Annotated in this window: 25 protein-coding genes and 1 pseudogene; 21 read left to right on the forward strand and 5 right to left on the reverse strand. The window is 52.8% G+C overall.

Features of this window, described 5'->3' with window-relative positions; all coding sequences use genetic code 11:
* Positions 1-40 precede the first annotated feature (40 nt).
* Positions 41-2,803, reverse strand: coding sequence for a DUF4394 domain-containing protein (locus IPG22_01400; GenBank protein MBK6586967.1), 2,763 nt, complete (start codon positions 2,801-2,803; stop codon positions 41-43).
* Between the two features lie 453 nt (positions 2,804-3,256).
* On the opposite strand from IPG22_01400, the gene IPG22_01405 reads away from it, so the two are divergent.
* From IPG22_01405 to IPG22_01435, 7 genes are all read left to right on the forward strand, one after another.
* The gene (locus IPG22_01405; GenBank protein MBK6586968.1) at positions 3,257-4,696 is read left to right on the forward strand and encodes a winged helix-turn-helix domain-containing protein; all 1,440 of its coding nucleotides are present in this window, start codon (positions 3,257-3,259) and stop codon (positions 4,694-4,696) included.
* Between the two features lie 180 nt (positions 4,697-4,876).
* On the forward strand, positions 4,877-5,521 hold the full coding sequence (locus IPG22_01410; protein ID MBK6586969.1) for an RNA polymerase sigma factor: 645 nt from the start codon (positions 4,877-4,879) through the stop codon (positions 5,519-5,521).
* Positions 5,522-5,667: 146 nt separating this feature from the next.
* On the forward strand, positions 5,668-6,396 hold the full coding sequence (locus IPG22_01415) for a zf-HC2 domain-containing protein (GenBank protein ID MBK6586970.1): 729 nt from the start codon (positions 5,668-5,670) through the stop codon (positions 6,394-6,396).
* Positions 6,397-6,459: 63 nt separating this feature from the next.
* Positions 6,460-7,176, forward strand: a complete 717-nt coding sequence (locus IPG22_01420; protein MBK6586971.1) for a DUF4097 family beta strand repeat protein — start codon at positions 6,460-6,462, stop codon at positions 7,174-7,176.
* Between the two features lie 82 nt (positions 7,177-7,258).
* Positions 7,259-8,113 carry a hypothetical protein gene (locus tag IPG22_01425; protein ID MBK6586972.1) on the forward strand — a complete coding sequence of 285 codons (855 nt, stop codon included), beginning with the start codon at positions 7,259-7,261 and terminating at the stop codon, positions 8,111-8,113.
* Between the two features lie 138 nt (positions 8,114-8,251).
* A complete protein-coding gene (locus tag IPG22_01430; protein ID MBK6586973.1) occupies positions 8,252-8,845 on the forward strand; it encodes a dCTP deaminase in 594 nt (197 codons plus the stop codon).
* 55 nt (positions 8,846-8,900) lie between these two features.
* Complete coding sequence (locus IPG22_01435; protein MBK6586974.1) at positions 8,901-10,076, forward strand: P1 family peptidase; 1,176 nt, start codon at positions 8,901-8,903, stop codon at positions 10,074-10,076.
* A 1,117-nt stretch (positions 10,077-11,193) separates the two neighbouring features.
* Here IPG22_01435 and IPG22_01440 read toward each other — a convergent pair.
* The 3 genes and pseudogenes from IPG22_01440 to IPG22_01450 all read right to left on the reverse strand — a co-directional run bounded on the left by IPG22_01440 (position 11,194) and on the right by IPG22_01450 (position 13,398).
* Positions 11,194-11,466: pseudogene (locus IPG22_01440) on the reverse strand (hypothetical protein).
* A 94-nt stretch (positions 11,467-11,560) separates the two neighbouring features.
* The gene (locus IPG22_01445) at positions 11,561-12,967 is read right to left on the reverse strand and encodes a M48 family metallopeptidase (protein ID MBK6586975.1); all 1,407 of its coding nucleotides are present in this window, start codon (positions 12,965-12,967) and stop codon (positions 11,561-11,563) included.
* The gene (locus IPG22_01450; GenBank protein ID MBK6586976.1) at positions 12,967-13,398 is read right to left on the reverse strand and encodes a zinc ribbon domain-containing protein; all 432 of its coding nucleotides are present in this window, start codon (positions 13,396-13,398) and stop codon (positions 12,967-12,969) included. The genes IPG22_01445 and IPG22_01450 overlap by 1 nt, the downstream gene beginning before the upstream one ends.
* 171 nt (positions 13,399-13,569) lie before the next feature.
* Here IPG22_01450 and IPG22_01455 point away from each other — a divergent pair, with 171 nt between their 5' ends.
* From IPG22_01455 to IPG22_01475, 5 genes are all read left to right on the forward strand, one after another.
* Entirely contained in the window at positions 13,570-15,018 is a 1,449-nt protein-coding gene (locus IPG22_01455; GenBank protein MBK6586977.1) for an aldehyde dehydrogenase, read from the forward strand.
* A 46-nt stretch (positions 15,019-15,064) separates the two neighbouring features.
* Positions 15,065-15,733: a cupin domain-containing protein gene (locus IPG22_01460; GenBank protein MBK6586978.1), complete on the forward strand. Its 669-nt coding sequence runs from the start codon at positions 15,065-15,067 to the stop codon at positions 15,731-15,733.
* Entirely contained in the window at positions 15,723-16,496 is a 774-nt protein-coding gene (locus IPG22_01465; protein ID MBK6586979.1) for a hypothetical protein, read from the forward strand. Before IPG22_01460 ends, IPG22_01465 begins: the two co-directional genes overlap by 11 nt.
* A gap of 120 nt (positions 16,497-16,616) precedes the next feature.
* Entirely contained in the window at positions 16,617-17,849 is a 1,233-nt protein-coding gene (pepT, locus tag IPG22_01470; protein ID MBK6586980.1) for a peptidase T, read from the forward strand.
* A gap of 36 nt (positions 17,850-17,885) precedes the next feature.
* Positions 17,886-18,353: a hypothetical protein gene (locus tag IPG22_01475; protein MBK6586981.1), complete on the forward strand. Its 468-nt coding sequence runs from the start codon at positions 17,886-17,888 to the stop codon at positions 18,351-18,353.
* Positions 18,354-18,359: 6 nt separating this feature from the next.
* Here IPG22_01475 and msrA read toward each other — a convergent pair whose 3' ends face one another.
* Complete coding sequence (gene msrA, locus IPG22_01480) at positions 18,360-19,043, reverse strand: peptide-methionine (S)-S-oxide reductase MsrA (protein ID MBK6586982.1); 684 nt, start codon at positions 19,041-19,043, stop codon at positions 18,360-18,362.
* A 127-nt stretch (positions 19,044-19,170) separates the two neighbouring features.
* On the opposite strand from msrA, the gene IPG22_01485 reads away from it, so the two are divergent.
* From IPG22_01485 to IPG22_01525, 9 genes are all read left to right on the forward strand, one after another.
* Complete coding sequence (locus IPG22_01485; protein ID MBK6586983.1) at positions 19,171-19,590, forward strand: RidA family protein; 420 nt, start codon at positions 19,171-19,173, stop codon at positions 19,588-19,590.
* A gap of 17 nt (positions 19,591-19,607) precedes the next feature.
* Entirely contained in the window at positions 19,608-20,651 is a 1,044-nt protein-coding gene (locus IPG22_01490; protein MBK6586984.1) for an NAD(P)-dependent alcohol dehydrogenase, read from the forward strand.
* Between the two features lie 70 nt (positions 20,652-20,721).
* Positions 20,722-21,279 carry a DUF1697 domain-containing protein gene (locus IPG22_01495; protein MBK6586985.1) on the forward strand — a complete coding sequence of 186 codons (558 nt, stop codon included), beginning with the start codon at positions 20,722-20,724 and terminating at the stop codon, positions 21,277-21,279.
* Positions 21,280-21,428: 149 nt separating this feature from the next.
* A complete protein-coding gene (locus tag IPG22_01500; protein MBK6586986.1) occupies positions 21,429-21,806 on the forward strand; it encodes a GxxExxY protein in 378 nt (125 codons plus the stop codon).
* A 45-nt stretch (positions 21,807-21,851) separates the two neighbouring features.
* Positions 21,852-22,373, forward strand: a complete 522-nt coding sequence (locus tag IPG22_01505) for a 3-hydroxyanthranilate 3,4-dioxygenase (GenBank protein MBK6586987.1) — start codon at positions 21,852-21,854, stop codon at positions 22,371-22,373.
* Between the two features lie 34 nt (positions 22,374-22,407).
* Positions 22,408-22,686 carry a BrnT family toxin gene (locus IPG22_01510; protein ID MBK6586988.1) on the forward strand — a complete coding sequence of 93 codons (279 nt, stop codon included), beginning with the start codon at positions 22,408-22,410 and terminating at the stop codon, positions 22,684-22,686.
* On the forward strand, positions 22,667-22,993 hold the full coding sequence (locus IPG22_01515) for a BrnA antitoxin family protein (GenBank protein ID MBK6586989.1): 327 nt from the start codon (positions 22,667-22,669) through the stop codon (positions 22,991-22,993). Before IPG22_01510 ends, IPG22_01515 begins: the two co-directional genes overlap by 20 nt.
* Positions 22,994-23,057: 64 nt before the next feature.
* Entirely contained in the window at positions 23,058-23,513 is a 456-nt protein-coding gene (locus IPG22_01520; protein ID MBK6586990.1) for a hypothetical protein, read from the forward strand.
* Complete coding sequence (locus tag IPG22_01525) at positions 23,500-23,670, forward strand: hypothetical protein (GenBank protein MBK6586991.1); 171 nt, start codon at positions 23,500-23,502, stop codon at positions 23,668-23,670. Before IPG22_01520 ends, IPG22_01525 begins: the two co-directional genes overlap by 14 nt.
* Positions 23,671-23,678 lie beyond the last annotated feature (8 nt).

Raw genomic sequence — 23,678 nt, forward strand, 5'->3', positions numbered from 1 at the left:
ATTCGCATTGCTATCGCGAAAGAAAGCAGATCCGTTCGGATCACTCAAGTCCTACAAAATCGACGTTTGAGATATTGTCATTGATCTGCAAACTCCGGGCGGCGAAGCGGTAGCGTTTTGAGGCGACACCAATGATGTAGGTTTCGCCCGCCCGGACGTTTTCAAATGTATAAATGCCGAAGGAGCTTGTCGTCGCGGTGCGCCTGATGCCCTGCGAATCCGTCATAGCGACCACGGCATTTCGCAGTCCAAGTCCGGTCGGCGTCACGACGCGGCCCGAGACCGTCACAAGTGGTGTCGTCGTTCGGATCTCGATCTCCCAGCCGCCGGCTATCATTCCGCTGTCGACGTCGGGCCGCGCAGTTCCGTTGTCATCTCTCACATAGAGGCTCCAGATTCCATTCGGCGTTGTGCCGGCGAAAACCTCAGCGAACGTATCGGCTCCGGTGCTGCTGCCTGTCTCACTGCCAGCTTCATTGTATGGTCCTGCGGGAGCGGGAGCCGGAAAGTTCGAAACCGGAGTCTCCCACGTTGTTGGCTCGCAGAAACCGGAGGTCAGTGGGCTTGAGTTAGGCAGCAGCGATATTCCCGCGTCGCCGAACGTTAGTGTGACCGGGTTCGACGGCGAAATACTTGTCCCGTCGCCCGCGTCGCCCATGATCACGAACTTTTGGCCCTGCGGTCCGACGAGAAGCACATCGATGTGATCAGGAAACACATGTGAAAGATCAAATAGCGTGACTCGGATCGATTCGACGGAGCCGATCATGCCGGAAACGGCAATCTGCGAAGCGTTCGGACTGGCAGGATCGTTCGCAGAATTTGCGGACGCTCCGGGAGTGATCGAGATGGGCGTTCGGTTTGAGAACTGTGCCCCGCAACCGAGCGGTTGGCCGTTCTGATCGCCCGGAGTCAGTATCGGACATGGCGGTGCGTTCGGACTGAGCGGAGCGGCATACTGCGTTGTGCTGTCCGGATTCTCGGCCAACTCGCCGTAGAACCAGGCGGGCGGGCTATTCGGCGTGAGTATGCCGACAAACCGTGTAAACGCATCGGGCTGATTTGAACTCGGGCCGGAGAAAACAAGCGGTGCGTAGTTTGCCTGGGTGATAGTGTTGCTCACCGTAGCAATACCGTCGAGCAGCGTAATTACCGCACCGGCGTCGAGAATGCGGTCATTGTTGACGTCGACATCGCCGTTCTGAACAAAGCTGTTTTGCGGCGGTGCCTTGATCAGCATGTATGATTCGGTTTCGGTGCCAAAGCCGCCCGTGTTAGCCGCGGAAACGTCTATCAGGGTCGTTCCGGAAGAGAAAAGCCGGCCGGGGCACGGATCGGAGAGATTTGCGAGGGATAACGTTCCGTTAGGGCCGACCACAAGCAAACCCAGATCAACTGCCCAGTTGAGGCGGCCAAAGTTGCCTGCCTCGCCCTCTACCGAGAGGAACCATGTACCCGGCGGGATCAAATAGCCCGGTGTACCGCGAAGTTCTACAAACTGGCACCTATTAGTACTTACGCTCGGCGTATCCGCATTCACCTCGTTGAGGATCAGGAAAGGCACCGGTGTCGGCGTTGGGGTCACCGTAGGAGTCGGCGTAGGTGTTGGAGTTGGGGTCGGAACGGGAGTTGGAGTCGGCGTCGGAGTCGGCGCGGGTGTTGGAGTTGGCGTCGGTGTTGCAGTTGGGACCGGTGTCGGAGTTGGTGTCGGAGTCGGCGTCGGCGTTGGGGTCGGCGTCGGAACCGGGGTTGGAGTTGGTGTCGGAGTCGGTGTCGGAGTCGGAGTCGGTGTCGGAGTCGGTGTCGGAGTCGGTGTCGGAGTCGGAGTCGGTGTTGGCGTTGGAGTTGGTGTCGGAGTCGGTGTTGGCGTTGGTGTTGGAGTCGGCGTTGGTGTTGGAGTTGGTGTTGGAGTTGGCGTCGGGGTTGGAGTCGGGGATGCGGGCCGGGCGACCGTCATGCCGTCAATTCCGCCGACCGGAAGATTTCCGAGAAATGTTGCCTGCCCTGTAAAAATGTTTATTCGATACTCACCGTCATTGTAGGTAGCGATGAGTTCGCCGGTCAAAAAGTCAAAATCCAAACCGGCCGATGCGAAGAGCAGCTGTCCCAGCAAACCAACGGTAACCATCTGGCCGGTGCTCGGATTTATGATGACAAGTACGCCATTTGCGGTATCGATGCCGTATAAAACTCCGGGGTCTCCATTTGGATCATCAGGGCGGGCTGCGCGATCGTTGTAAGCGATCATGTCCACCGCGGGATTATCGCCAAAATTCGGATCTCCGGGAGCGAACGCAACATTCGGGTCTGTACCTGCCAATGACCCGTTGTTGGGATTGATGCGGATATTGAGGTCGGTGAAGCTGATGATGCGCAGTTGATCTGTAGTTGGATCGAAATCGATTCCATAAAACGTCGAAGTTGGGAGAACAGGTGTGAAACCGGTTCCAACAGGTGTAACTGCTCCCGTCGTTGTGTTGATCCTCAGCAATCGGCTCACTGATCCCGTCGTTCCAACGCCATAAAGCAGGCCATCAGCCGGCCTGATGTCGATGCCGATTATCTGCTCTCCAGCGTTGAGGCCCGTTATTGCAATGTTTGATGTGAAAGTCCCAGGGGAATTTCCATTGAAAGTGAACAATCGATTTGCGAATCGATCGTGCCCGTAGATCAGATTCGGGGCGTTTGCTTCACTCTTCGACGGCCATGCCGAGAAGCCGCCGATCATCATCAATAAAATGATCGTGAAACTTAGAACGAGATTCCGATTTGCAAGAACGACGGTTTGGATAGATTTCTTCATGGTTGATCTGAAACTCCTTGTAAGTGTTTGGCTTATTCCGATTCACGAAGTGAGTCAAGGCAGACGATTATCGAGCCGTCGGCCGATTCAACGAAATGCGTTTTGCCGGCTTCGACGTCCGAGTAAATTTTCCGAGTAGAGATCCCTATCAGTTTTGCGGCATCTTCCGGGCTCAACATTTGAACCTTGCACCGACAACCGCTGCACCGGACGTAAGTGATCGGGCGGCCGCGCCGAATGGAGAAGGTCTCGTATTTTTCTACTGAAAACTCGATGGTGTGAGTTCGGGCTTCCGATTTCATATTGCTTTTTTCTGCGTACCTAGACTAAAATCCTTGAAAAGCAAAAATTAACCCGGCAGGTCTCAGAAAATCCTTCTAATAATCGGAAATTTTCCCGAAATTCCTGAAGCCCGTGACAGATCGACCCCCAAACCGCTTTTATGAGTTCGATATGTTTCGCATCGATCTCGAAGAGCGTCAATTGCTGCGCAATGGCCGTCGCGTTCAGCTAACGCCAAAGATTTTCGACATCCTGCTTACCCTCGTTGAAAACCATGGTCATACGGTCGGCAAGAACGAACTGATGGACCGTGTTTGGGCTGATGCGTTCGTCGAGGAGGGCAATCTGAACAGGAACATCTCGACGTTGCGAAAGCTGCTCGGCGAGGATGGAGCACGATTTATCAAGACAGTGCCAAAGCGCGGCTATCGATTCGATCCCGAGGTCCGTGAGATCGAGGAACACGAAGACTCATTCTTTGTCGAGAAACGAACAAACTATCGCGTCTCGCTTCAGGATCGATCAGAGACGGAAACGAAAGGCGTATCGTTACGGTTAAAACTTGCAGGTGGATTGGTGATAATCCTGGTTGCTGTCATTAGTTGGTGCGTTCTGCGTCCGGCGGCGAGCGATGCAAATTCGGTGATCGCCGCCGGGAAGCAGTTGACGGCAAACCAGGAAGCTTTAGAACTTTATAATAGAGGCAGGGAATTGTGGCGAGATCGTTCGGTTGAGGGGCTCCATCAAGCGACGATCGATCTCGAGAGAGCCGTGATGCTTGACCCTGAATTCGCTCAAGCATACGCTGCCTTAGCGGACGCGTACGTTTTTGATGTGATCCACTGGAAAAAGGCAGAGGCCACGGCGAACGAAGCCATCCGTCGAGACCCGATACTTGGTCAGCCGTATGCGACTATCGGGTTTGTCCGAATGTATTGGGAACAGAAACTTGGCGAGGCCGATCCGTATTTCAAGCAAGCGGTACTGGTCGATCCAACCTACGCGACCGGCCATCAATGGTACGCTTTGAATTTAGTGGCCCGCCGTTCGGGCGGTTCCGCACTTGCGGAGATAAAGCGCGCCGTCGAGCTGGAACCGAACTCTGCTGCGATCAACGCCGATATGTGCCAGATCCTATACTTCTCCCGAAAATACGACCTCGCTGTTGACCAGTGTAAGAAAACACTTGAGATCGATCCAAATTTTCTTGCCGGTCACCAGCATCTCTACGAGATCTACACTGCCAAACAAATGTATGATGAGGCGGTCGAAGAATACTTTAAGGTTGAAGAACTATACATGACGACCGGTACATATCCGGAGCAACTCGAGAAGTTACGGATTGCGTACGCGTCAGGCGGGATCCGGGAGTTTTGGAAGGAGCGAATCAAAATTCTCGAGCAACCCGGGTCGGCTCCGGCCTATTTGCTTGGCAGGTATTACGCTCGGCTCGGCGACGTTCAAGAAGCTCTCCGATGGTTCAAAAAATCTGCCGAAAAAAAGGAGTTTGATTTTATTTTCTTTGCTGCCGATCCGGCGAATCATGAACTCCTTATCCGTCCGCAGGCTCAGGCATTGATAGTCGATCATTTGGGCCTGCGCCCGAATTGAGCCCCGAAAAGGAAATCTCATCGAAAAACTGCTTTACCTTTCGGCAAAATGGGCATAGTATTTTTCATAAGGTCAAGCAACCATTTAGCTGTGGTCGGTCATCATAGCGTGAGACTTAGTTCTACAATCCGACGTGAACCTTATTTTTAGGGAGTAATTATGGATCCACACTCGGTAGCGATGGATAGCGGGCAGTTCGTTGTTAGCGGCGAGCAGTTTGCCGTCGACGGTGCTCAGATCGCAGTTTCACAGCCTGTTGCGGATGTTTCGTTCGATTCTTCGGCGACCGATATAGAACTTTGCCGCCTCGCGGCGGATGGGAATATCGCGGCTTTTGAGCTTATTTACGAACGTTATCATCGCCGTACATATTCGCTGTGCCTTCGTATGACGTCGAGCCAGACCGAGGCCGAAGATCTGACACAGGAAGTTTTTATTCAGCTGTTCCGCAAGATCGGAAGTTTTCGCGGCGATTCCGCATTCTCGACCTGGCTGCATCGTTTGACGGTGAATCAGGTTCTTATGCATTTCCGCCGTCGCAGCGTTAAGAACGAACGCACGTCAGAAGACGGCGAGATGCCGGAACAGGTCGTTTCGGGCTCGACAAATCCGAACAGGATGCAGATCGTCGACCGTATCGCGCTGAAAAACGCCATTGCCGAACTGCCTAACGGCTATCGCAATGTATTCGTTCTGCACGATGTCGAGGGCTTTGAACACGAAGAAGTCGCTCGCAAGATGGGCATCTCGGTCGGCACTTCTAAATCGCAGCTTCACAAGGCAAGGCTTAAACTTCGCGGGCTTTTGATCAAGCAGCAGGGATAATAGTGGAGCACAACCCTAAGGACACGAACACTGGAAACGCTGTTCGTGTTTTTTGTGCCAAAATATCAGTCAACAGGGCAACTTTATTGGGTGTTGGTTAATCTATTAGGTTTGAATACTTGAGGCGGGCGACCCTTTCGTTCCATATGAATTGCGACAAGTGTAAAGATCTGATCGGTGCCTTTATGGACAACGAGCTTGACGAGAGTCAGGCGGCCGACGTGCGAATGCACCTGGCAGTTTGTGCCGAATGTGCGCTCGTTTGTGAAGATCTTTCGTCGATACTCGATGTTTGTGCCAATGAAGCGGCCAGCGAGGTCGTGCCGCCGAATTCGCAAGCTCTGTGGTGCCGCATCAACAATATTATTGAAACAGAAGCAAAAGCAAAGGCCGCACCGCCGGCTCTGCCGGAACCGCCGAAAGGGCGTTTTTGGCAGCTTTCTTTCATGCAGTTGTCGGCGGCCGTCATTTGCGTAGGCGTGATCAGTTCGCTGCTGACGATAGTAGCGATAAGGAATTATACTCAGCCTGCGACCGACGATTTTACGACGCGGTCGAAAGCTAACCAGACGACTTTTGAAAAAGTATTAAGCCGTGTCGGGTTGATGGAAACACCGCAGCAGGCTCGCGAAACTCGGCTCAAGGAACAGCAGGCGGCCATCGAATATTGGAATGCACGCGTCCAGAGCCGACGTGAACAGTGGAACCGTACGACCCGAGATGCATTCGATCGCAATCTGCAGGTGATCAACGAATCAGTCCACGAATACACTACGATCCTGCAGCAGGACCCGGAGGATGAACTTTCCGGCGAAATGCTCGATGCGGTAATGACTGATAAGATGAATTTGCTGCGCGATTTTGCAGACCTTTAGTTTTAAGTGATGTTGTTCAGAGTTTTTAAAAAAATCGGACGGAAAGGTCCGGCGAAAACTACGATGCTTCTGGCCGTAGTTTTTTTCTTGTCTGTTTTTGCTGGTGAAAGCTACGCCCAAAAGCGGTTCGCCCGCGTTTATCCTGCCGGCCAGGATATTCGCCTTGTCCTGATCAATAAGACCGGAACTGTCACAGTCGAAGGCTGGAATCGGCCAGAGGTTTCCATTGTAGCTTCCATGGAAGCTCCAGCCGCAAATATCGCTCCCCAGAGCCTGAGCGGAGTTATCGATATCAATCTGCTTCGTGATAATCAGGGACGTGACACGGGGAATGTGAATTTCAACATCAGAGTTCCCTACAACTCCAAGGTCGACATCGAAACCCGTATCGGGAACCTCCAGGTCTCAAACGTTCGCAGCGGCCTGGTACGAGCCCACATCACAAGCGAAGGTGATATTACGCTGACGAACATATACGCCACGGCGGTCTCAGCTGAGAACACGATGGGCGATATCTTCTTCGACGGTGAGATACAGGAAGATGGCAAATACCGTTTTGCATCAATGAAAGGTACCATCAATCTCCGCATCCCATTCACCTCGTCATTCAAACTCGTCGCAACGGCACCCTCCTCACGGAACATCTCTCTCGGCAGCTTCGATAACGCCAACCTCAACCGCGTCAGTGACGGCCGCCGGGTCATTGGAACCTTCGGCAGCGGCAGTGCAACCCTGACTGTCACCAATCAGCGTGGCGGGATCGGTTTCTTTAGCCGATGATGGCCGGTCGAATTTTGTTGACCCTTTAACACCGCAGGCCATATCATAGTTGTGGTAGTACTCTCCGCACCCATCAAATCAAATGAAAAACATAATATCCTTGCTTTTAGGGCTTTTCGTTGTAATGGCGTTTTCCATCGCAGGTTTCGGCCAGGCTCCGAACATGGTGAAACGCACCACAACGAAAACCGATCGTTTTGATTTCGGCTCCGGCGGCACCGTAGTTATCAATGGAGCTCCGAGCGGCTCGATCAAGGTGCAGGGCTGGGCGAAGAATGAGATCGAGATCACGGCTGTGATCGAAGTTCAGGCGGCAAACGAGGCTGACTTGGCAAGGATCGCTGAGGTTACCGGCTTTATTACTGATGAGAGTGCGATCCGGACGAGCGTCATCACGGTTGGCGTTCACAACAAATTCGGCCTGAAGAAACTGCCCAAGAATTTTCCAAAACAGCTGATCGGCCTGCCCTTTACGCTCAACTACGTCATATCGGTCCCGCGGTATTCCGATCTTGAAATAGATGGCGGAAAAGGGGATCTCTCGATCGCGGGTGTCGAGGGCTCGATCCGTGCGAACTTCATTGAATCAAAGGCGAATGTTGAGATTATCGCCGGAAACACGACTCTGATCATCGGCACGGGAACACTTGATGTAGCGTTCGGCGTTCGAGGTTGGCGCGGACGATACACTGATGTCCAGGTTGCCGCCGGGGACCTGAACGTGAAGTTCCCGTCAAACATGAGTGCTGAGATCGATGCCACGATCCTGCGGACCGGAATGATCGAAAATCATATTCCTGACCTTAAACCGCGCGATCGAAAGGTTCCCTTTACCGACAAGTCGATCATTGCCAAGGCCGGTGTCGGCGGAGCACCGCTTAAATTTGTAGTCGGAGTCGGGAATATGAAATTGGACAGGCTTGTGACGCCGCTCTGAAAAATAAAGTAGCAAAGATCGAGAGTCTTACACCCGACACAGGTGGTTATGACTTTTTTTAGGTGGTAAACTACCAAGGTTTATCACCTTTTTTTTTTGAATTAGACCGACGGCCGTTGGGTGCCCGTCGCTGAAATTATGACAATAAAATCAGATATCTGGCTGCGTAAAATGGCGGAGGAAGAGAATATGATCACGCCATTTCTGCCGCAGCTTGTGCGCGAGGCAGACGGCAAGCGGATCATCTCGGCGGGCTGTTCGAGCTATGGATATGATATGCGTCTGGCGGACGATGGCTTCCGCATCTTCTCGTCGGTCCACGCAAAAGAGATCGATCCAAAACGATTTGACGAGCAGTTTTCCCTTATCGAGCCTCAGGTGCATGAGGCTGAGGATGGTGCTAAATACTATCTCCTTCCGCCTCATCATTACGGCCTCGGTGTCACGGTCGAGACATTCAAAATGCCGCGAAATGTCACCGGTGTCGCCCTCGGCAAATCAACCTACGCCCGCGCCGGGCTGCTCGTAAATACGACGCCGCTCGAAGCCGGCTGGACCGGACGCCTGGTCGTTGAGATCGCAAATCTGGCTAATCTGCCGCTGCGTGTCTACATCAACGAAGGTATCGGCCAGATTTTATTTTTCGAATCGGACGAAGACTGCGGCGTAAGTTACGAAGACCGCGGCGGCAAATATCAGGGGCAAACGGGGTTAACTTTCGCAAAGGTGTAACCTGCGCCTTTTGTATGAATCTCGGTAAAGAACGAGATGCAGATACTATTTAAATATGCGGCTAGCTCAAAAGATCGTTATTGCTGCGGCTTTAGTGTTTCTATATGCTGCGTCAGGATCTGCTCAGGAGACGCGACCACGCGTTCGCGATACTGGTATTAAGATCGGCATTCTTCCCACCGGGCCGCTTAACGCGATCACGGATGTTGCCGGTGTCAGCATCGGACAGACGACGATCGTTCGGGGCGATAACGTGCGGACGGGCGTGACCGCGATACTGCCGCATTCGGGCAATCTGTTTCAGGAGAAAGTTCCGGGAGCAGTTTACGTTGGCAACGGTTTTGGCAAACTCGCGGGTTCGACGCAGGTCAATGAGCTTGGCGAGATCGAGACGCCGATCCTGTTGACCTCGACCCTTTCGGTTCCAAAAACCGCTGATTTCCTGATCGACTACATGCTCGCTCTGCCCGGCAATCAGGAGGTGCGATCGATCAATCCACTGGTCGCTGAGACGAATGACGGCGGGCTGAATGACATTCGCAGCCGTCCGATCGCGAGGGAGGACGTATTTGCCGCACTGAAGAACGCAAAAATCGGTTCGGTCGACGAAGGCTCCGTCGGTGCCGGAACGGGAACCGTCGCGTTCGGCTGGAAGGGAGGAATCGGGACCTCGTCGCGAAAGCTGCCGCAATCGCTCGGCGGATACACGCTCGGAGTACTTGTTCAGACAAATTTTGGCGGCGTCCTCAGCGTTGACGGCGTGCCCGTCGGTCAGGAATTAGGCAGGTATTATTTGAAAGAGGCAGTTTCTGAGCAGTCGGCCGTTCCGCCCTCTTACGCAGCCGGTTCTGACAGAGCGGATGGGTCGATCATCATCATTGTGGCGACCGACGCGCCACTCGATCATCGGCTTTTAAGACGACTTGCCGAGCGAACCATGTCCGGCCTCGCCCGAACCGGTTCATCGATGACCAACGGCAGCGGCGATTATGCGATAGCATTTTCTACCCAGAACCGCATCAAAGCTTCGGACCCAAAGCGCTCGATCACGGTCCTCGGAAATGACGCAATGTCACCGCTCTTCCAAGCCGCGATCGAGGCAACGGAGGAGGCGATACTCAATTCGTTATTCAAGGCGACAACGGTCACCGGCAACGGCCGCACGATCGACGCCTTGCCGCTCGACAAGGTTAAAGAGATCCTGAAACGCTACGGACGTATATCCAAATAAAAAAGAGAATGCATGAAAAGTCAGAATAAGAAGAAGATAACCACGAAATAATACTAAAAAGATCAAAAAATATTTCATTTTTGTGTTCTTTTTGGCGTTATTTCGTGGTTACTCTCCTATTGTCCTTACTTCTCAGTCATCCTCTATGATCAGAAAAAAAATTAAGCTACACCGTTCCGTCGTCCGTTCCGGAATCGTATGAAACCGGCGTCGACATATCTGCTCCGGCATCAAATCCCGTATCGACCGCTGACATATCATATCCGCCCCCGACGTCCACCGCCGACGATGGATCGACATCGTACATCGGTGAGGCCGGATCAGCAGAGGCCGCGTATGTGTCGGCGGACTCCTGATACGAGGCGGCGTTATCGAGGCTGCTTTGGGCGGCGTCGGTGTTGCCTTGCTGGGCGTACCATTCGGCGTTGTCGGCAAAATAGTCAGCGTTCTTTTCCTGGTAGACCGCATTGCCAAGATTAGAAGCGTCCTGGTCTGCTTGACCGGTGTGGTCTGATCCGCTTGCGAGATAGTCCGCATCGCCGGTCTGATAGCCGACGTTCAGAGCATCTTCTTTGGCAGCTTCATAATCGCCCGCGGCGATGTGCTCGGCTTGCTGTGTGCGGTAGTCGTCTGCAAGTTCCTGCTTATAAGCGGCGTTATCCAGATCACCCGAATCCGATGCGCCGAGCATCGACGAATCGCCCGCCGCATAAGACTCATTCTCCGCAACCTCTCTCGCTTCGGCCGCGGCCGCGTAATCTCCTTGCGCAACAAATTCATCGGCTTTTGCCTGAGCTTCGCTGGCGGCGTCTGCGTGTGCCTGCTGTTCGGCCAAAGCCGGATCTTCCGCCGTTTCTCTCGTTGGATCGGTTACCGAAGCCGCATAAACCGGCTCGCTGCCTTGGTTGTACGAGGTGCCAACGGCGTAATCTCCGGTAAACTCTTCACCAGCTGTATCAGATACCGGAAAGCCGTCTTCGCCGACGGTGAATTCGATGGAATTTGTCGAAAGTTCTTCTTCCGTAGGCAAACCTTCGGCTGTTTCGATCTCAAATTCGCCGTCTCCGTCAGCGTCGGTATAGGTGACATCAAATTCACCATCGCCGTCCGTATCGAGCATAGCGACATCGATCTGTCCGTCGCCATCCGTATCCGCACCCGCGGCATCAATGGCTCCGTCGCCATCCGTATCCATGACGATCACGTCCAGATTGCCGTCGCCGTCGGTGTCAGCCGAAACAGCATCGACCTTTCCGTCGCCGTCCGTGTCGCCGGCGATGGTGTCAAGCTCGCCGTCGCCGGCGGTATCAGCAGCACCGGCGTCGATCTTTCCATCGCCGTCGGTATCCGCGTATGTGACCTCGGTCTCTGCCGCACCGTTGTCAAACAATGCCTCGACGATCTCGTCTGCTAACGAGCTTTCATCGCCGGGAGCGGTCGTTATCTCGAAATCCTTTTCGTCAATGATCGTTGTTGGGTCTTGTTCATTCGCCATAGTTTTGGTTCTCCTCTTTTATTTTTGCCGGAGGAGCTTTTGGCTCGGCCGGTTTGATCCTTTTTTGAATATCGGTTACCTTACCGCACCCTGCACTCGGGCATTTGACCGAAAGTTTTTGCTTGCCCTTGAGCGCAGAGATCGGTACACGCAGTGGGGCTTTACATGCAGAACATTTGATCTTGATCTCGGTCGGAGCTTTTGGCTTTGGTGGAGGCGGCACCGGAGCAGGCTTGGGCGGAGCGTTTTTCATCAAGGCCTGCTTGATCCACGAGGCCGTTCGAGCGAATTCAGGGCCGTTAGCAAATTGATTCAGAAGCTTTAAACGTGGCCCGAGATAGGGCGTCGAGGTTGTCGTAAGTTCCGAAAGCCGCAGCAGATCGCCATCGTCCTCACGCTGCTGTTCGAGCCAGGCTTCGATATTTATCTGCTTGAAAATGAACGAAGATTTCAGCGACCACGACAAAAGCGTTCGTCGTGCGACCTCCTCGCTTCCAACCGCGAGTAGACCTGCGCGATCCGCAGTGATCTCAGCCTGGCGTGCCCAGGCGAGCAGCGGCATTTCGACTGCTCCTCCGATCAGGGCCGAGGGGCTAAGGATAGCGTTAAAGATACCGCCCGCCATAAATCCTTTCGCGGGGCCTTGTTCGCCGAGGAAGAATCGAATAACCGTCTTCCATAGGGCATGTCCCGCTTTGCAGTGGCCCATTTCGCGGGCAAGGAGATAGAGCATATCGACACCCTGAAAATTACCCGCAACAGCAGAACCAATGACAATGAACGAGTTCTTGTCGCTGCCGAAGGTCAGGCAATCCCACGGACGGTCACCCGAGAGGTAAATGTCGGGCATGTGCGACATTCCGAGGATGCGAGCCGCCCGAACGGCTTGACCGAAAACTTGCGGCATCTGCTTTTCGCCCAATAAGATGCCGTTAAATGATACCTCGATCCAGCGTCGTCCGACCTTTTCCGAAACGGCTTTAGCGGCGGCATTCAATGGCTTTGCAGCCTTCAGAGCCGCCATTGCCTTGGCGTCTGCAGCCCAGGCAAAAGCTGAATTGTCGATCTGGTAGCCCGGAACGAGCGGACGAAGCCAGCGGCATTCCTTACAGACTACCGACTTTTCCGACAGGCCGCGGCCATCACCACCGCACGTACGGCAAATTGCTGGCTGCGGCACAAACTGCGGCTGCGGCTGATAGTTCTGATCGTAATTCGGTGGCTGAAGCTGGGCTTGATGTGCTTGCGGCTGCTGCCACTGCTGATTTTGTGGCTGCTGAGGCTGGGGTGCCTGAACCGCCATTCCAGTTCCGCAGTAAATGCAGAATCGCGAGCCATGAGCGGGCTGACGATGGCCGTTCGAGCAGACAGGTAAATTTTGCGGATCGTTAGCCATTAATATCCACCACCGCCCGCGATGGCCGAGAGTAGAACCCAGATGACCCAAATTCCGATATGGATGACCGTCGCCGCGATACCGACCCATAGGCCGATCTGCGACATCATCTTTCCATCCCCGGGCGATCTGCCTTCGCGGATGGCTTGCAGCTCGAGCCATCCGAGTATCGCACCGGGAACGCCGAGGAGGGGCCCGCAGCAGAGAAGTCCGCCGACAGAGAGCAGCATAGCGATCAATGGCTTTTGCGTGGCAGGCGAGGCTGCCACGTAAGCCTGGCCGCCCATTACTGGAGCCGCAACAGGATTCTGCGGCCATGGCTGCTGTTGCTGGGTTCCGATACCGGGAGCGTTAAGCGGCGTAGCGCAATTGTGGCAAAAAGCGGCTTCGGCCGGATTAGGTAAACTGCATTTTGGACAGACTTTGGTCATATTTTTATTAATTCTCGATGCCATGTGCTAATTCAAAGCAAAATGACAACAGCGAAATTAAAGCCTTCAAAGAATAGAGCGTAAAAACACGCCGATTGTGGTCAAATTATTTTGTTAACGTTGGTAGAATAGCTGAAGTCGGCTAAATTTAGAAGACCTTTCGAACATAGAATGGATCACCTGCAGAACTACATCGGTGGAAAGTTAGTTAGCCCTGTTTCGGGGGAATATCTGGGTAATTTCGACCCGTCGACCGGTGCGGTTTATTCATTGATACCGGATTCGGATGAGCGCGACGTCGAGAGTGCAGTGCAAGCGGCGTCCGCTGCATTTTCGGAATGGTCATCAACCTCGGCGGAAGTGCGACATGATATTTTGATGCGGCTGGCCGCTTTGATCGAGCGTGATCTGGAGCCGCTCGCCTTGGCCGAGAGCGTTGATCAGGGAAAGCCGGTTTCGCTTGCCCGAATGGTCGATATTCCGCGGGCGGTCGCTAATTTTAAGTTCTACGCGACGGCGGCAATGCACACCGCCAATGAATCGCATGACAGCGTTGGACAGAATGCGATCAACTACACACTGCGGCAGCCTCTCGGCGTCGTCGGCTGCATATCGCCGTGGAACCTGCCGCTCTACCTTTTTACATGGAAGGTCGCACCTGCTATTGCTGCCGGTTGCACAGTCGTCGCGAAACCCAGCGAAGTGACGCCGATGACGGCTTATCTGCTGTCAAAACTTTGTATCGAAGCCGGTTTGCCCGCCGGAGTGCTTAATATCGTCCACGGACTAGGCCCAAAGGTCGGTTCGGCGATCGTCGCTCACAAAGACGTCAAGGCTATCTCATTCACCGGCGGCACAAAGACCGGCGAAGAGATCGCCCGCGTTGCCGCTCCGATGTTCAAAAAACTTTCGCTCGAACTCGGCGGTAAGAATCCAAACATAATTTTCGCAGACTGCAATTACGAAGAAATGCTGGCGACAACCGTTCGCTCGTCTTTCTCAAATCAGGGCGAGATCTGCCTGTGCGGTTCGCGGATATTTGTTGAGCGGCCGCTGTACGAGCGATTCAAAAGAGACTTCATCGAGAGAGTTTCCGCCTTAAAGGTTGGCGATCCTTTGGCAGCCGACACAGATGTCGGTGCGATCGTCTCGAAGCAGCATTTTGACAAAATAATGTCGTACATCGAACTCGCAAAAGCCGAGGGCGGAACGATCTTGAAAGGCGGTATTCAGCATTCAGCATTCAGCATTCAGCATTCTAAAGGCTGGTTCATCGAGCCGACCGTTATCGAGGGGTTACCGCACGATTGCCGGACGAATCAGGAAGAGATCTTCGGCCCCGTGGTGACGATCATGCCGTTCGACGCTGAGGACGAGGTTTTGGGTTTTGCTAACAGTGTGCGTTACGGTCTCTCGGCGACGGTTTGGACTGAAAGCCTTTCCCGTGCCCATCGCGTAGCAGCTAAGCTCGAATCGGGCATCGTCTGGATCAACTGCTGGCTGCTCCGCGATCTGCGAACGCCATTCGGCGGCATGAAAGAAAGCGGCGTCGGCCGGGAAGGCGGGTTTGAGGCTCTGAGGTTCTTTACTGAGGAAAAGAACGTCTGTATTCGCATCTAGCCGACTGGCGACATTGATATGTGCATGCTTCGTTTGAGGAGACAATATGAGTACTATCAAACGAATAATTCTGGGGCTTTTGGCGGTTGGTGTTATCTACATTCTAGGCGGAGCTATCTTGAGCGACCTGGTATTTGCGCAACCTAAGATCGACTACGCAAATTATTTCAGGCCCGGCGATAAACTGTTCAGCAGGGCCGAAGGATTCGATCAAACTGTTCTCTCAGTGGGTAACGGTTGGCTGCAGACACGTCTCGTGGTTCTGCCGAACGCCGCCGGGCCGCCGGAGCATTTTCATGAGGCGTTCGAGGAAAAGTTTACCGTCAAAAGCGGTACGCTCAGCATCTTAGTGAGCGGCGAAAAGCGGACGCTTCACGCTGGCGAGACGATCTCGATCCCGCCGATGACGAAGCATAAGCCATTCAATGAAACCGCCGAGACCGTGATCGTCGAGAGCGACGACCCCAAGACGCTACCGGTGGAATTCGGGTACCTGCTTTCGCAGCTGTACGGTTTTATGGATACTTATCCAAATGGGCCGGGCGTGCCGCGGATCATGATGCAGCTTTCGGTTTATGGCACCGATGCGGATTCCTGGATAGCCGACGGCCCGCCGTTGCCCGTGCAAAAAACGATGCGTTTTGTCATTGCACCGACAGCACGGCTGCTCGGATACAAGAAATTTTACCCGCAGTTCAAACCGAATGGCGGTTGATCGGATATTTCAGGAGACCGGATCGAACAAAATGCGTTTGAGATCGACGCTAACGACATTAAGCCTGCTTTTCGTTTTTGCTCTGCATCTGCATGGCCAGAATGAACCGCCAAAGAAAAGCTATATTCTCGAGTTGTCTGGAGCGTGTTCGCCGGGGGAAATGTCGGTCGAGTTTTTCATCGCCGGAGCGTTTGGCGGTTACAGCAGCTTTATTAAGACCGATTCTCGATTCTCGCGATACGATATACCGACCGTTCGATACGGAATGCCCGCGACATCGCTCAAGTTGATGATCAGAGGAGCAAGATGCCGGACGCAGATACTCGATATTCCTGACCTCGCGAAAAGCGAAAGCGTCATCCGCACCCGACTCCGCAGGTCGAGGACCATCGAGTTTCGCGGCAAGATCCGATCGCCGGAAAGACTCGCGAAGAATGAACGCTGGCTAACCGTAGAGTATTGGGCACACTGGAAGTGCGAATTCCTCGGCCTGCCCGATTGCATGATAGGGCCAAACCGCATCGACGCGGTCGATGTTGGGGCCGACGGGCGGTTCAAGGTGCGATTACCCGATGTGGCTAACGATGGAGCTCTCTTTCGATTTGCGGATCGAGGCGCGTTCGAGTTCTTCATTCGCGATCCAAAGACGGGAGATATTCTATACAATCTGCGAAGCGCGATCAGCCGAAAAGGCTCATTCGCCGTGCCGGTCGCAATCGAATATCCGCAGGATATCGAATTTGAACTCGAGCGGTATCGGTGAAGTTAATTTCTGAACGCATTGGGGTAATATTGAATTATGAAAGGTTTTTACAGCTTTGTTTTGGTTCTGGTTTTTTCGATAGTTTCGCTTGCTCAGCAAAATCCGCCGGCCGAATCCGCGATGTCGCGCTTTCTTCGATACGTTAAGATCGATACGCAGTCGGCTGAGGATCAACCGGCTCCGCCGAGCACGAAAAAGCAGCTCGATCTGGCGAATCTGCTGGCGAAAGAGCTGAAAGATCTCGGCGTTCAGAACGTGCGGATCAGTGAGTGGGGAATCGTTTACGGGATGGTTCCGGGGAATCTTGCGGACAATTCCTCCGTGCCGACGATCGGCTTCATGGCTCACATGGACACGTCGCCGGCGGTTTCCGGAGCGAATGTTAACGCCATTATCCACAAGAATTACCAGGGCGGCGACATTGTTTTGCCGAACGACAAAACGCAGGTCATCACGGTAAAGCAGAATCCTGATCTCAAAAACCTCATCGGCGACGACATCATTACGGCAGACGGCACGACGCTGCTCGGCTCTGACGACAAATCCGGTTGTGCCGAGATCATGACGATGATCGACACCTTGAAGCAGAATCCGTCGATCAAGCACGGCAACATCGCCATCGCCTTCACACCCGACGAAGAGGTGGGCGGCGGTATCGAAAAGTTTGATATCGCGGGCTGGGGAGCAAAGTTCGCTTATACCGTTGATGGCGAACAGCTTGGCGATATCTCGAACGAGACTTGGTCGGCTCGAACCGCGACTGTTACATTTCGCGGCAAATCTACGCATCCCGGCACGGCGAAGGGAATCATGATCAATTCTTCATACGCTGCGGGCGATTTCCTTTCGCGGTTTCCCGCCATGGTCCCGAACCGTCCCGAAACGACCGCCGGCCGCGTTGGTTTTATTCACCCGTATTCGTCGAACATGACGGAAGAGACTTCGACTGTGAAAATACTGCTCCGCAATTTCGACATCGCCGGGCTTGCCGGCCAGGAAAAAGCGATCAGGCGCGTGATGGCCGCGACGCAGAAGAAATTCCCGAACGTCAAGATCGAATACGCCAGCGTGCTCGGCTATCTCAATATGAAAGAGGTGCTCAAAAACTATCCGCAGCTCACCGACTACGCGATCGAAGCAGCAAAAAGGGCCGGAATTAAAGCAGAACTTCGCCCAATACGAGGCGGAACGGATGGTTCACGTTTGACCGCAATGGGCTTGCCAACGCCGAATCTATTCACGGGCGGCCATAATTTTCATGGTAAGCTCGAGTTCAACTCGAAAAAAGGGCTGGAAAAATCAACCGATACTCTGGTAGCCTTGGTTCAGATCTGGACCGAGAGATCCAGGTAGCTTTTGAATTGAAATTCAGCTCCCGAGGTTAATGTGATGAGAAAGGTCGTTCTATGGTTAATGGTCTTGTCGTTTGCGAGCTTTTTTGCGGGGCATCTTTATGAATTAATCGTCGTCGTGCCCAACTGGAAATCCGGGGCTATCGCCGACGTTACGAAATACAATCAGTTCTTCAGTCTTGCCAGTCCGGCGGACTACTACAACCTTACGGTTGGTAGTTCGTTTATTTTCTCGATCGTCGGCCTAGCTTCGATATTGAAGTGCGGGAAGATTGCGATCATCTTCGCGTCCACGGCTATTCTTGTCGTCGTCATTTATGCGGTCTACACATACGCCGTTTTTTTGCCCACTAACTTCTATATCGGAGCGGGCAATTACGATCCGGCAGTACTTGAGCCGCTGGTCGCTCGCTGGGTCTTTCACGAACCCATCCGCTTTGCTTTGATAGGCGTTGGGCTCTTGGCATCTATATTGACGATGGAAAACAGCGATGGGAGTGTTTAGAACCGTCTACTTTTCTACATAAAACTCAGGAAATCGATTCTTGAGATCTTCGACCTTAGGCTTGTCGTGGGCAACTATGTACCCATGATTCGGATTCTTTTTCATGAAATCCTGATGGTACGCCTCGGCTTCGTAGAACTTTTTGAGCGGAACGACCTCGGTAACGACCGGTTTTGGCAGGGCCTTTGATCTGTCGATCGCTTCGATATAGGCCTGAGCCGCTTTTTTCTGCTCTTCGTTTGCGAAGAATATAGCTGAGCGGTACTGCCGTCCCGTGTCAGGGCCCTGACGATTAAGCTGCGTTGGGTCGTGCGCAACCGAGAAGAATATCGTTAAAAGCTGGGTGTATGTGACCTTTGCCGGGTCAAAAGTGATCTGAACGGCCTCAGCATGATCGGTATCGCCGCTGCTGACCGTTTCGTAGTCCGCGGTTTTTGCATCACCGCCGGAGTAGCCTGATCTGACATCGATCACGCCTTTTACGTGCTCAAAAACGCCCTCGACTCCCCAAAAACAGCCTCCCGCGAATACCGCGACCTGCGTAGATTTAGGTGCTTCCGCATTCGGCTGCGTATCGACCGCCGGGACGACCTCGCGCAGATCGGCAGTTTTGCCCGAGCTGCTCGCGATACCGCACCCGACCGCAACGATAACCATTGTTCCCAATGCAAGTTTAGTAAGAAGTGACATATTGAAGACTCCTACGGAGATTATACGATAACAAATTCGTGCAGCTCACTGCATTTAGATTCACGCCCGTACTGTTCTAACAGCCAACATTCCTGATAGACTTATTTTTATTCGTTTGAGTCGATCTATGAACGGTGAACCGCTTAATTCGTCCAAAGCTCCCGAGCCTGTCGGCTTGTATCCGCACGCACGCCGTGTCGGTGATCTGCTGTTTTTATCAGGTGTCGGCCCGCGTGAAAGGGGTACGAAAAAGATACCCGGCGTCGAGCTGAACGATGCGGGCGAGATCGTTTCCTACGACATCGAAACGCAATGTCGGTCGGTGTTTCAGAATGTTAGATACATCGTCGAGGACGCCGGTTCGTCGTGGGACAAGATCGTCGATGTGACGGTTTTCTTGACGAATATGAAGGCCGATTTTGCGACGTACAACCGCATTTACGCGGAATATTTTGCCGATAATCAGCCATGCCGCACGACGGTCGAGATCAGTTCGCTGCCAACGCCGATAGCGATCGAGCTGAAAGTGATCGCAACGATAAACTAGTAGAGATAGGAGAAAAAATGATAGAAACAAGGGGTTACGCCACACACGACGCGAATGCAAAATTCGTCCCGTTCAATTTCGAACGCCGCAATCTCGGCGATCATGACATTCTGATCGACGTCCAGTTTTGCGGCATTTGCCATTCGGACATCCACCAGGCGAAGCAGGAATGGGGGCCGTCGATCTACCCGATGGTTCCGGGCCACGAGATCGTTGGCCGCGTTTCTAAGGTCGGGAGTGCGGTGACAAAATTCAAGCTCGGCGATCTCGCCGGTGTGGGCTGTTTTGTTGATTCGTGCCGCGAGTGCTCGGCGTGCAAAGCCGATCAGGAGCAGTTTTGTAAGGTGCACACCGCTGCAACGTATAACGGTACCGAGATGGATAAAGTGACGCCGACGCGCGGCGGCTATTCGAAGCATCACGTCGTAGACGAAGCCTACGCACTAAAAGTCTCGTCCGATCAACCGCTCGCGGCCGTCGCTCCGCTTCTGTGCGCGGGCATTACGACCTATTCGCCGCTGAAACATTACAAGGTCGGCCCGGGCAGTAAGGTCGCCATCGTCGGCCTCGGCGGGCTCGGCCACATGGGCGTCAAGCTAGCCGTTTCGATGGGAGCCGAGGTCACGGTTCTGAGCACCTCGCCATCGAAAAAGGACGATGCACTCAAACTCGGTGCCCATCATTTCGTCGTGACCAGCGACAAAGCCAACCTCAAACCGCTCAAAGGCACGTTCAATTTCATCCTCGATTGCGTTTCGGCAGATCACGAGATGGATATGTATCTGAACCTGTTGGACGTTTACGGTGCGATGGTGCTGGTCGGTCTGCCTGAAAATCCGGTCTCAGCCCGAGCCTTCTCGCTCGCCGGCAACAACCGCACGCTCGCCGGTTCAAGCATCGGCGGCATCAAGGAAACGCAGGAAATGCTCGACTACTGCGCCGAACACAACATCACCTCCGACGTCGAAGTCATCCCGATCACCAAGATCGAAGAAGCCTACGAACGCACGATCAAGGCTGACGTTCGTTATCGATTCGTGATCGATATGAGCACGCTTTAGGAAGTGGTGAATGGTAATGGTAAATGGTGAATGGTTATCCATTAACCATTTACCATTAATAGCTAACTCTATGCGCTACATCGCCCTTCTCCGCGGCATCAATGTCGGCGGCAACACGATGATCAAGATGACGGAACTCAAAGCCGTGTTCGAGGAACTCGGCTTTGAGAACGTCGTTACCTACATCAACAGCGGCAACATCGCCTTTGATTGCGAAAGACCGCGCGTCAGCAAGGGCGAATCACCGAACGCCGCTGAAGAGAAACTAACCGCGAAAATCGAGCAAGCCATAGAAAAGCACTTCGCCAAACAGATCCCTGTCATGATCCGCGAACAAAGCGCGATCGCCGACATCCTTGCGAGCAATCCGTACGAGGGCCAATTCGAAAGCCACAAGGAAATGCACGTTCTCTTTCTAAGAGAAGAAATGCCCGCCGAAAAGCTCGAACAACTTCTCGCTGCCGCCCCCGAAGGCGAAGGTTACACGGTCATCGGCCGCGAGCTCTATTGCCATCTTCCAAAGGGAGTGATCGACAGCCTTCTTGGTAAGAGCTACCTCGAGAAAAAGCTAAAACTTGCCGTCACCGGCCGCAATTGGCGAACGGTCGAAAAGCTTTCTACGCTTTAAGAAAGTGCCCACGAAAAGCACGAAAGTAACTAAAAAGAATAAGAGAAACCGTGGTATAAAATGCATTAGGATCTTCTAAATGGATAGTATTGAACACTGCAGTGTGTTTTAGATTTTTTCTTTATTTCGTGCATTTCGTTGGCAGTTTTATGGCCGAATTAATTTATCCTGATGAATCGTACAAGATAATCGGTGCTTGTTTTGAAGTTTACAAGTCGAAAGGCTGTGGTTTTACGGAACCGGTCTATCAGGAATGCCTCGCCCTGGAATTTGCATTGCAGGGGATTCCCTTCATCGCTCAACCTAAGATCGAAATGGAATACAAGGGCACGAAACTCGAACAGTTTTTCCGTGCCGATTTCGTGTGTTACGGTACGATCATCGTTGAACTGAAAGCCCTTTCGAAACTCATTGACGAACATCGTTCACAGTGCTTAAATTACCTCCACGCCAACAAATTCCGCCTCGCTCTTCTAGTAAATTTTGGCCACCACCCAAGACTGGAATATGAGAGAATCGTCGTGTAGAAATTTCCTATTTAGTGCCTTTCGTGCTTTTCGTGGGCAATTCTTATGATTCGAAGACCTTTCAACTTCAAACAATGGATCGACGAGCACCGTCATCTGCTCAAACCGCCGGTGGGGAATCAGTGTGTTTATGACGACGGCGATTTTATCGTGATGGTCGTCGGCGGGCCGAATTCTCGCAAAGACTATCACTGGGACGATGGCGAAGAGCTGTTTTACCAGCTCGAGGGCGACATCAAGGTCCAAATTCAGGAAAATGGTAAGGCTGTTGAAGTGCCGATACGAGAAGGCGAAATGTTCCTCCTCCCGCCGCGTATTCCGCACAATCCCATCCGCCCGGCAAACACCATTGGCCTCGTGATCGAACGCAAACGCCGGATAGGCGAACTCGACGGCCTCCTCTGGTTCTGCGAAAACTGCAACAGCAAGCTGTACGAAGAATATTTCCAGCTAGACGATATCACCACACAGTTTCAGGGCGTTTTCCGTAAATTCTACGGCGATGAGAATTTGCGAACTTGCAAAACATGCGGCTTAGTAATGGAACCGCCGCCGGTCGCTAGCTGAAAAGATTGACATACATATATTATACGTATAGGCTATGTTCTTGTGGGACGAGCCAAAACGACTAAAAGTTCTTAAAGAACATCGCATCGATCTCGAGCTCATCACCGATGCGTTTGATGACGACTTTGGGGTCTATTTCGAGGATGTTGAGCATTCGACCGCATCCGAGATCCGTTTCAATCTCATCGCGATCTTTGCAAAGTACGGGCTGGTTTACATTACCTTTACCCCCGAGGGCGATGGCATCCGATTGATAACCGCATGGAAGGCAGAAAAGTGGGCGGTACGAGAATATGAGCAGTGCAAAAAATAGCGATTACGAGTATCTCGAGACTTCTGAAGAGGCAAGTAAAAGAGGACTAAGACGAATTACACGTCCCGCCTTTTTGGGAGAACCGAAACGAAGGGAGAACAAGAAACCCATCACCATCATGCTTGATCCGGACATAATCGAGCATTTTAAAGCACAGGCCGAAAGTTCACGCACGGGATATCAAACGCTTATCAATCAAACACTGCGTGATTCCATTCAAGACGCTGAAATGGCGGATCCGATCGAAAAACTTTTGAATAACAAGAAAGCTCTAAAACGCCTCAAGACAAAATTGGAGGCGGTATGAACCTATCCTTGAGTGGTGTAAATGGCCATAACAGATCTAAGGATGAAGAAAGTAGGGTATATGCATGTCTGTTCTAATTGAAGAACTTCGCGCCCTGGTCGAGGTCTTCAACAGCCACGATATTGAGTTTGCACTTTGCGGCGGACTCGCGGTCGCGGCTCACGGACTGGTTAGGGCAACCCAAGACATTGATTTCCTGATCCGCGAGGAATCCTTGGATAAGGCATTCGCCGCGGCTGCCGAAGTCGGTTTTGATATTCGCGGACTTGATATCTCGTTTAAGGAACGAACGGTCGAGATAAGGCGCGTTTCCAAGATCGTCGGGGAAGATGTGATCTCACTCGACTTGCTACTTGTAACGCCTCATGTCGAAGATGTTTGGGCAGGCCGCGAGAATCGTGAATTTGCGGGGGAAGCCCTTTCAGTAGTTGCCAGAGATGGACTTATCAAAATGAAGAAACAGGCCGGCAGGCCGCAGGATCTTGCCGACATTCAGAGGTTAGAAAATGAAGAAAATTGATATGTCGTCGGAGGCGATCACGCGGCGTTTGCGTCAGGCCAGCGAACTGCGAGACCTGTCGCTCTCGTTGATGAGATCGAAGCCGCTCACGGCCGAAGAAGCCGTCGAGCTTCGCAAAAAACGCAAAAAGGAAAAAGACGGTATCCAGCCAAAATAAGGGAAATT

This window comes from Acidobacteriota bacterium, from assembly GCA_016703965.1.
Taxonomy (GTDB): Bacteria; Acidobacteriota; Blastocatellia; order Pyrinomonadales; family Pyrinomonadaceae; genus OLB17.